The following is a 10,074-nucleotide window of genomic DNA, read 5'->3' as shown; positions in this document are numbered from 1 at the left end:
ATTTGAACCGACGACCTTCGGGTTATGAGCCCGACGAGCTACCAGGCTGCTCCACCCCGCACCAGAGAGATGCCGAATTATAAGGAGCGAAGCGCTAATGTCAATCCGTAACCTCGGGATGGGCCGTATTTTAAATCTGAGACGATCGTTTGGTTAGGGGGGCTTGTTTAATCCCGGGTGTTTTTAGAAGTGCCTTATCAACGGCTTGAGTGGGCCGATATGCCACGGGAAATGCTATTGGAGCTACGCATAAATACCTAAAAAAATAACATTTGGTGTGCCATTTCTATCGCCATAGGGTTAGGGCATCTTACCCGTGAAGGCTGAAAACGCCTCCATCGCAGGCAGAAAAGGAGGGACAGGTCATGAAAAAGTTCTTTATGACATGGGAAGAAATCCTTGGAGCCATTATCGTCACCTTGTTCATGCTGTTTATGGCCGCGGGTCTTTTGTTTTCTACAGCAGGTTTCCATCTGATTGTGGGATAACGCGATTCGTCAGTGGTAAGGGGTATCACGGCAGCAGGCTCAAAAAGGGCTTCCGGAAGAAGCCCTGTTATCAGGTTTAAGCCGCAGTAACGCGATGATCAATCAGGTGATCAACAACGGCAGGATCGGCCAGGGTTGAGGTATCGCCAAGGTTTTCACATTCACCGCTGGCGATTTTGCGCAGGATGCGGCGCATGATCTTGCCGGAACGGGTTTTGGGCAGGCCGGGGGCGTGCTGGATGATGTCCGGTGTCGCGATCGGACCGATTTCCTTGCGCACCCACTGCTTCAGCTCCTTTTCGAGGTCAACGGTATAATCGACGCCCTGGTTCAGGGTGACATAAACGTAGATACCCTGGCCCTTGATATCGTGGGGATAGCCGACCACCGCGGCTTCTGCGACCTGCCTATGGGCCACCATGGCGCTTTCGATCTCGGCGGTACCCATGCGGTGGCCTGAGACATTCAGTACATCATCCACCCGTCCGGTAATCCAGTAGTACCCGTCTTCATCACGCCGTACGCCATCGCCAGTGAAGTACATGCCTTTGAAGGTAGAGAAGTAGGTCTGTACAAAGCGCTCGTGGTCGCCAAATACGGTGCGCGCCTGACCGGGCCAGCTGTCGATCATCACCAGGTTGCCTTCAGTAGCGCCCTCCTGAAGATTCCCCTGGCCATCCACCACGGCGGGTAATACGCCGAAGAAAGGCCGTGTTGCCGAGCCGGGCTTGAGTGCAGTTGCACCGGGCAGGGGGGTAATCATGATGCCGCCGGTTTCAGTCTGCCACCAGGTGTCGACGATGGGGCACTGGCTGTTGCCAATGGTGTCGTGATACCAGACCCAGGCTTCCGGGTTGATGGGTTCACCCACGCTGCCCAGCAGTTTGAGGCTGGAGCGGTGCGTATCAGCAACGGCGGCAGTGCCCTGGGCCATCAGTGCACGGATGGCAGTGGGTGCGGTGTACAGAATATTGACCTGGTATTTGTCGACAATCTGGCTGATACGATTGGTGGTGGGATAATTGGGTAACCCTTCATGCATGACGATGGTGGCGCCATTACACAGTGGACCATACACCACGTAGGAATGCCCGGTAACCCAGCCGACATCGGCATTACACCAGTAAATATCACCGTCTTTGTAATCAAACACATATTGATGGGTGAGCGAGGCATAGACCAGGTAACCGCCGGTCGTGTGTACAACGCCTTTCGGCTTGCCGGTGGAGCCGGAGGTGTAAAGAATAAACAGCGGGTCTTCCGCATTCATTTCCCGGGCATCGCAGTGGGGAGACGCCAGGTTCTCCAGGTCATGCCACCAGACATCGCGATGATGGTGCCAGGAAATATCAGCGCCGGTCCGGCGGTAGACGATGACTTTTTCCAGCGTTTTGATCCCGGGGTGCGTCAGGGCTTCATCCACATTGGCTTTCAGCGGCACGGTCTTGCCGCCGCGTACCGCTTCGTCGGCAGTGATCATGACCTTGGCGCCGCTGTCGATGATACGGCCTGCCACGGCTTCGGGGGAAAAACCACCAAAAATAACAGAATGGATGGCGCCAATCCGGGTGCAGGCGAGCATGGCCACCGATGCCTCGATGACCATCGGCATGTAGATGGCAACAACATCGCCCTGGCGAACCCCCTGGGATTTCAGGGCATTGGCAAAACGGCAGACCTTGTCATGGAGTTCAGCGTACGTGACCTGTCGTTGGTCGCCGGGTTCATCACCTTCCCAGTAGATGGCAATCTGGTCACCTTTTTCTGCCAGATGGCGGTCCAGGCAGTTATGGGAGACATTGGTGGTGCCATCGTAGAACCACTTGATCTCGACGTGATGGTCATCAAAAGAAACGTCCTTGACCTTGGTAAAGGGTTTGAACCACTCAATACGCTGGGCCTGTTCGCGCCAGAATCCTTCCGGGTTGACGACAGACTGCTGGTACATTTCCCGGTACCTGGCATCGTCGGCCCAGGCATTGGCGGCAATGTCAGCACTGACCGGGTAGGTGCGGTATTCAGGCATATCCTTTGAGGACTCGTCAGCAACGTGTGCAGAAGTATAGTGAGTATTCACGGGCGGTCCTTTTGGTTGTTGTTTTGTTTGTTTTTGTTGTTCGTTTTTTTCGCCACTGGCGTTGATAGTTCATGGATTCGTGGCAGATTTCAAGCTCAGGGCCAGATTGCAATTATCCTGTCAGACTCTCTATTAGACTTTGGTATTAGGGTTTGTCTGATGGCGGGTTTTAAGACTTTCAGACGTTGATGGATCCATTGAGTCGGGGCATATGGCATGGTGAGAAGCCCGGGTTGCCGGGCTTCTTGAGTGGATTGTTGCGTTTGCTGGTGTATCAGTGGGCAGACGCGCCTGAGGCTCCCAGGCCTGTCTGTGAACGAATGTATTGTCCCTCGAAACGTTCTTTTTCTTCTTCCGCAAGGTCTGAGGTGTCAGTGACCGAGAAGAACCAGATGCCGGCAAAGGCAACCAGCATGGAGAACAGTGCCGGATACTTGTAGGGGAATACGGGATCAGCAAAGCCAAGGATTTGTACCCAGACGATCGGGCCAAGGATCACCAGTGCAACTGCGGTCAGCAATCCCATCCAGCCGCCGATCATGGCGCCCCGTGTGGTCAATCCTTTCCAGTACATGGACAGGAACAGCACCGGGAAATTAGCGCTGGCGGCAATCGCAAACGCCAGGCCGACCATGAACGCGATATTCTGCTTTTCGAACAGAATCCCGAGACCGATGGCGACCACGCCCAGTACAACCGTGGCAATCTTTGAGACCCGGATTTCACGGGCTTCACTCACTTTGCCCTTGGCGAAGACATTGGCGTAAAGGTCATGGCTGACGGCTGATGCGCCGGCCAGTGTCAGACCCGACACCACTGCCAGGATCGTGGCAAAGGCGACTGCTGAAATAAAGCCCAGGAACACATCACCACCAACCGCTTGAGCCAGGTGAACGGCGGCCATGTTATTACCACCCAGCAGGTTGCCGGCGGCATCACGGAATTCGGGATTGGTATACACGAGAACAATGGCGCCGAAGCCGATGATGAATGTCAGGATATAGAAATAACCAATAAACCCTGTTGCAAAGAAGACTGAGCGACGGGCTTCCCTGGCATCACCCACCGTAAAGAAACGCATGAGAATATGCGGCAATCCGGCAGTACCAAACATCAGGGCAAGACCGAGGGAAATAGCGGAGATGGGGTCAGAGACCAGACCGCCAGGGCTCATGATCGCTTCGCCTTTCGGGTGGGTTTCAACGGCTTTCTGGAACAGTGCACTGAAATCGAAGCCAACGTAATACATCACCATCACGGCCATAAATGTAGCGCCGGACAGCAGCAGAACGGCCTTGATAATCTGTACCCAGGTGGTGGCAATCATGCCGCCAAAGGTTACGTAGAGCACCATCAGGATGCCAACCAGTATCACGGCATATTCATAGGGCAGGCCGAACAACAGCTGGATCAGTTTGCCTGAGCCCACCATTTGTGCGATCAGGTACAGGGCGACCACGGCCAGTGATCCGCAGGCTGCGAGTGTGCGGATTGGTTTTTGGCTAAGACGGTAGGTGGCAACATCGGCAAAGGTAAACCGCCCAAGGTTACGGAGTCGTTCGGCCATCAGGAACAGGATCACCGGCCAGCCAACCAGGAATCCGATGGAGTAGATGAGTCCGTCAAAACCTGAGAGATAGACCAAGCCTGAAATCCCCAGGAAAGAGGCAGCCGACATATAATCCCCGGCAATGGCCAAACCATTTTGAAAGCCGGTGATATTGCCGCCGGCCGCATAATAATCCGCCGCAGAACGGGTACGGCGACTGGCCCACCAGGTGATGGTCAGTGTCGCGGCAACAAACGCCAGGAACATCACAATGGCAGGTATATTCAACGCCTGTTGTTGGATATTGCCATCAAGGCTGCCAGCGGCCAGCACGGCAGGTGTTGTGAATAGCGCAGTAATAAACGCCAGGGAAGACCAGCATGATTTCATTGTGCCGCCTCCTCAATGATGGCCCGGTTCAGGTGGTCAAACTCCTTATTGGCACGATGAACGTAGATACCGGTCAACACAAAAGCACTGAGAATAATGCCGATTCCGGCGGGGATGCCGAGCGTTGTTATGCTGCCGTCTGCTATAGGCTGTCCAAGCAGTTCGGGGGCAAAGGCAATCACCAGGATAAAGGTGAAGTAGAGGGCGAGTATGGCAAACGACAGCATCCAGGCCAGACGGTTTCGACGCCGGACCAGTCGCTGGAAGCGGGGATCCTGCGCAATTTTCTTATAGATGTCGTCATGCATGGGCATGTCCTTATTGTTGTTATAGGAGACAATGCCCACGCTAACGCGAATGAGTGTACGACCCTATCAGACTTTAGTCGTAGGGAGTCTTAGCCTGGTATCGTACAGTGTTTTTCAAGGCGCGCCAGCGCCTTTCCAGAGCCTTTAAGAGCAAAACGCAATGTGGCTGACTCTTTGCTGTTTTGCGGGTACTGAATATTGACACGGTTACCGGCTTTCAAGTCAGACAGTAATTCAGGATCAATCACCTGTCTCGAAACCAGACTCATGGTATGTGCACTGGCTGGAAGCTTCCATTGGCGACCTTGGTCAATGCGAATGGTCATAACACGGGACGTTTTTTTGCGACTATTTTGATTGGGGATATAGAGAGCCGAGGTCAGCAGTGGATCGTAGTTAGTGCAGAAAAGCTCAAAGGTGTGGCCACCGGGTAGTGTATCAGAACGGGCGATATGGTGCTTGAGGTTACCGCTGGAGAAGGTGTCAAACGCCCAGTCAGCCGCTGCACTTGGATGGTGTGTTAATAGTATGGGACTAATGAATGCTGTAAGGAGCGTGTTGATACGTTTCATTGATGGCTTCCGAGATTCTGTTTATTGCTTCATTGACGATTGCCATGCCAGGGCATTATGACAGATAAATGTAGAGTTTTCCCAGTATTATCCTGTTGATATGTTTGATAATGGAAGTGCATCATTCTTCACGTATAACAATGAAAAAGTTTTTTATTGTATTGTCCGTTATGTGTTATATGAGCTTTTATGCAAAATAAGTTGCTGTAAATAATTATTTTTTCTATGACTTGGTTAGAAACAAACTACATTGTTTTTTGTTAAAAATGCTTTGTTTCTTGGGTTCAGTGTTGATGATTTCAGTAACGGATTTTTGATGTCATTACGTTATCAATTGTTTTTTTATTACGTTGTAAGCCATTGTTATTTTTATTGGGGATTTTTAACTCAATGTTGTCATTTTCAATGCTTGCTCTGGATATTGACGATCGATATTGGGTGGGAGGAGAGAGTGGGTCAAAACTGATAAAATATTTGAGAGATGTAGAGTATAAACTCAATGGTGAAATGGACTTTTTCTATTTTAATGTGGAGGATATTTCTGTTCTTGACGAGATTGATAGAATAAAGCGGTTAATTAATAAAGGCTCTGCTGTCTTGTTGGATGGAACACGGGATAATGCATTATTTAGAACCGTTGTTGCTGCTGTTGGGGGGGTTGCTTTTGATGGGCATGTTGCTTTGTTTTCAAAGTCAGAGGCTGACTTCCCCTTCTATCATCAGATTACTGTTGTAGATGATGATTATGATATTGCGATTAAAAGTAAACTGATTGACGAAGATTACAAGCTTTTGGCAGATGAAGTAGTGAAGGTTCTGGTGTCGAAGAAACCGCTAAGGAATCGTAGTGCTATGCAGGAAAATCTCTACTTGAACAATCGTGATACAACACTCTACGTTGAAATGCGTTATGTAGGATTTCCCTGTCAGGTTGGCAAGATGTATAAAGGTAATTTAATAACAGGCGTTTCACAATGGCATGGTGGTATGACTGATCCTTGCAAGGGTGGTGCCAGTGTTTCCCTTGTGTATACCGTTGATATGATTCGATCACTTGCCAGCCCCTATGGCGGAACACAAAACGCAAAGTATTTACGCATAACGCTGGATCCGGGCAATAACAGTGGTCCTGGTTGGCATCTGGTTGATCAACCCCGTCACCACCATAGCTGGTTTTTTAGCTGGTCTGATCGTGAAACCTGGTTTGGTCCAGTGGCGGATCGTTATTCAATAGATTTTTATCCACGTGATCAGCAATTGTCGCTTTATCAGGCCATTCCTGACAATCAGGCTGCATTCAGTAGAATAAGTAACACTTCGAGAATCAATGTGGGTATGTTTACCTCCTTAAACATAGGGGCAAGTAATAATCAGTTACTGGACGATGAAAATGAACAGGCGGAGTTGCAAAATAATAATATATCATCTGATGATTATTCATCGGACGCCAATAGTGACTATTTAGTGCCGAATAGTGCTCAGGGTTCAGTGGGTGAATTAATGGATTATGACCTCCCTGCAGGAGGTGATGTTAGCTTTGATCGGATGAAAGAATTACTTGAACTGATGCTGGATGATTTGAAAGAAATGCATGCGGTCAATGAGCATGTCAAGAGTCGTATTGATAGCTGTGAGTCAAATATTACTAAGCTGGAATCAATGGCGAATCAGAAATATACGTCATTGGATGAAATTATTGTGGACTTTAAAGGTAGTTGTCAGTTTAACGAAAGTGTGCTGAATATTGACTTGTCCGATTCGGAGCAGGATTTTTTTTCGCATCAAATTAAGAGTAAAAAATATTATTTGGGTTCTTTTGATAATCCGCAGGTTCGCCGGTATAAACGTGTATTGCTCTCATCATTTGTTGAATATATCAGTGAACGATCAATAGAATATGAAAATTATGAATATAAAGTGCTCAATCTCTCAAAAAATAATCGAGCATCTATGGTTTGGACGCGAGATTTTAAAAACAACAGCCACCTTTGGCGAAGCCATGAGCGGTGTTTGCTCTGGTGTCAGGATTGGTTTTTTGATGATAACCATTTTTCACCATCAGCCTATGCCAGCTTCAAACCCGGATATTCTGTGACCTACCAGGTGTCAGGAGAAACAGCGGGGGTATCAACCATTGATATATTGGCATCAGTTGCTGTTGTATCGCTTGGCGGACGAATACAGTACAGGTTTTTCTTTCAGGAGTACGGTTCGTGGAGTCAGAAAGGCACAGAATACCAGTTCATTCAACCTGTGACTATTAACTGGGAAGCGCCCGCATTTCAAGATTACAGGCCTTTTTCACTGAGAGCCTATAAGGCAGGTAGTTTACAGGAGCTATGCCTCTCTGTTGATATGAGTAAGGTCTTTATGTCAGGTTGTGAGAATAACCCTATGCAATATTGGATGCTTGATGAAGAGCATAGAATACGATCAATGACTTATCAGAATTACTGCCTGGAATATAATCAGGATAACCAATTAACTATTCAGTCCTGTTCTTATAAAGAGACTCAAAAATGGTACTGGCAAACAGGCTGGCTAATTAATACTCAAAGGCGCTGTTTAAGTTATGAGGAAGCTGGAAACTTGTGCCTGGTACACTGCTCAAATCAATCTGCTTTTTGGACGAGTATGCACCATCCTGTTAAACAGGGTGATCTACTGGACTTATCCCCTGTTATTGTGAAGAAATATACACATACCATAGGCTCTGATGATTAGTTTATGAGGTATTTTATATTAATGATTTACCTTTTTATATGCTTGTGAAAGATAATGTAAAGGATTTGTTCAAGAGTAGATTTGTTTTGTGCTTTTTGTGCTTTTTGTGCTTTTTGTGCTTGTTGATATATATTTTTGTTATATTGTTTAGCTGCTTTCTGACTGAGAGAGGAACTAATCTACAGGGGGATTGTCAAATAACTAAGAGGGTGAGTGGTACTTTTTACCCATGTGATGTCTATACATTAAATGTTTTTTTAATGGGTTTATTATAACTCTATTTGAATCTGCTTAAAAATGGTTGTAATTATTAAGTTTATAGGGATTATGTGTTGGCTGCTTCAGTTTCAAAATTGTCTGCTTTGGCGGATAACGTTCCAGCTGTATGTGCTGAAAAAAAAGATAAAGAGGGTCACTATAAGCAGTATACGGTTAAATCTTGTCCATCCAATGGATCTTCATTTCTGCAGAAATGTAAGAGTTTTTTTCTTGCACTTCTGTCCTGTCTTTGCTGTTTTCAGTTTCGATGCTTGAGTGAGCGAAAGGTAAGAAAAAATAAAGCCAGTGTAAAATCGGGTATTAATCAAACAGGTGCTAAGAAAAAATATGCAGATTCATCAAGATATTGTGATGGAAACAGTAAGCATTTCCCCTCGGATCGTTATAAACAACCTTTGCCAAAGCCTGTATATCTTCAACCATCAGATCACCACTGCAAGTTACCAGGTCGGCTAGGGAATTTAACCAATGACTGCTATCTACAGTCATTGCTTTATTTTATTGCACTTGACCCAGAGCTCTATGAAAAGATAGATGAGTTAGCGGTTAAATATCCAAATGATAACATTGTATTAAGTTTAAGGGCTGTGCTTTTTTCAGTGCTGAATTATGATGCTGAATCAGCAAAGTATGCTTATTCTAAGTTTTATAAAGCGATGTCAGAAGCTGGGTATATCGAACCCGCTTTCCAGATGGATTCTGTTGAGGTTTTAGCAGGCTTGTTCGGATATTTAGATAAGCTTGTTGGTGGGACGGGACTAAGGAATAATGGTTTTTATCGTTATGAAAAATTTGCTGATGGTATAAGAAGGCACAGGCTTGATCATATTTTGATTTCTGAAGTTCATGAATATAATCCTTCCAGTTTTAAAAAATATGTGCAGAACCTTCTTGGTAGTAGCAGTTACGATGACAATGGGAATACAGCTTCCGATAGTATGTTGTTTGTTGACTCCCTTGTACCGGAGAATAAGATGTTCCCCAGTATCGCTATAAGCTGTTTTGAGTATGACCATCGTACCAGGCAAGGACGAAAACGTTTGAAAAATCTTAAGGCAATGTTTAAAAAGTTATTGGTCAACCTGACAGTACATGTACGTTGTGCGCCCTATATTGATGATAAGCCGCTTTCCAGTGAGCAAATAGATAGCCTTGAAAAAGAAAAAAGACGATTCCGGTTGCATCGGATGGTTCTTCACTCGGGTGTGAATGTTAATAGCGGTCATTATATTACGGCTGTCAGGGGTACTGACGGGTGTTGGGTAGTTTTCAATAAATTTTCCCGCAAGCCTATTTTGGCAGGCGATGATAACGCGTTTGTGGCTAAATATATTCAGCGTTCTGGGTTTACACCCTGCCTGATGGGTTATTTGCCTTTTACTACAGCAGGTGAAGGTCAAATGATTGCAACGACAGACAGTTCGGACGAAGGCTATGTTTCGCCTGTACAGGTACCACCGCCTCAAGCTGAAGAATCGCCTTCAGAATCCCTTGAGTGCTCAATATCCCCCGCAAGCAGGCTGAGTCCATCACTCAGATCTAACCAGTTATCTTCACTGGGTTCATTGAAAGCGTATGTGCACAAAAACATCGATAAATTATCGAAAATGCTCGTTTAGACGCCCATTACGCCAGTTTGCTTTACCTTTCAACTCTGTTACTTTCGCGATGACTGCCCTGACACTAT

At 46.9% G+C, this 10,074-nt stretch carries 7 protein-coding genes; 3 read left to right on the top strand and 4 right to left on the bottom strand.

The window, feature by feature from the left end:
• Positions 1-365 precede the first annotated feature (365 nt).
• Positions 366-488 carry a hypothetical protein gene (locus AC27K1_RS18830; RefSeq protein ID WP_487152336.1) on the top strand — a complete coding sequence of 41 codons (123 nt, stop codon included), beginning with the start codon at positions 366-368 and terminating at the stop codon, positions 486-488.
• Positions 489-564: 76 nt separating this feature from the next.
• Here AC27K1_RS18830 and acs read toward each other — a convergent pair whose 3' ends face one another.
• From acs to AC27K1_RS18810, 4 genes are all read right to left on the bottom strand, one after another.
• Positions 565-2,514: an acetate--CoA ligase gene (acs, locus tag AC27K1_RS18825; protein ID WP_487152339.1), complete on the bottom strand. Its 1,950-nt coding sequence runs from the start codon at positions 2,512-2,514 to the stop codon at positions 565-567.
• A gap of 325 nt (positions 2,515-2,839) precedes the next feature.
• Positions 2,840-4,504: a cation acetate symporter gene (locus AC27K1_RS18820; RefSeq protein ID WP_487152335.1), complete on the bottom strand. Its 1,665-nt coding sequence runs from the start codon at positions 4,502-4,504 to the stop codon at positions 2,840-2,842.
• Positions 4,501-4,812, bottom strand: a complete 312-nt coding sequence (locus AC27K1_RS18815; protein WP_487152334.1) for a DUF485 domain-containing protein — start codon at positions 4,810-4,812, stop codon at positions 4,501-4,503. Before AC27K1_RS18815 ends, AC27K1_RS18820 begins: the two co-directional genes overlap by 4 nt.
• Positions 4,813-4,901: 89 nt before the next feature.
• On the bottom strand, positions 4,902-5,384 hold the full coding sequence (locus tag AC27K1_RS18810; protein ID WP_487152333.1) for an invasion associated locus B family protein: 483 nt from the start codon (positions 5,382-5,384) through the stop codon (positions 4,902-4,904).
• Between the two features lie 390 nt (positions 5,385-5,774).
• On the opposite strand from AC27K1_RS18810, the gene AC27K1_RS18805 reads away from it, so the two are divergent.
• Positions 5,775-8,108, top strand: coding sequence for a hypothetical protein (locus AC27K1_RS18805; protein ID WP_487152332.1), 2,334 nt, complete (start codon positions 5,775-5,777; stop codon positions 8,106-8,108).
• Between the two features lie 332 nt (positions 8,109-8,440).
• Positions 8,441-10,006, top strand: a complete 1,566-nt coding sequence (locus AC27K1_RS18800; protein WP_487152331.1) for a ubiquitin carboxyl-terminal hydrolase family protein — start codon at positions 8,441-8,443, stop codon at positions 10,004-10,006.
• Positions 10,007-10,074: the final 68 nt, after the last annotated feature.

Source organism: Kistimonas ophiarachnellae, from assembly GCF_057552235.1.
This window is presented reverse-complemented; position numbering and strand designations above follow the sequence as displayed.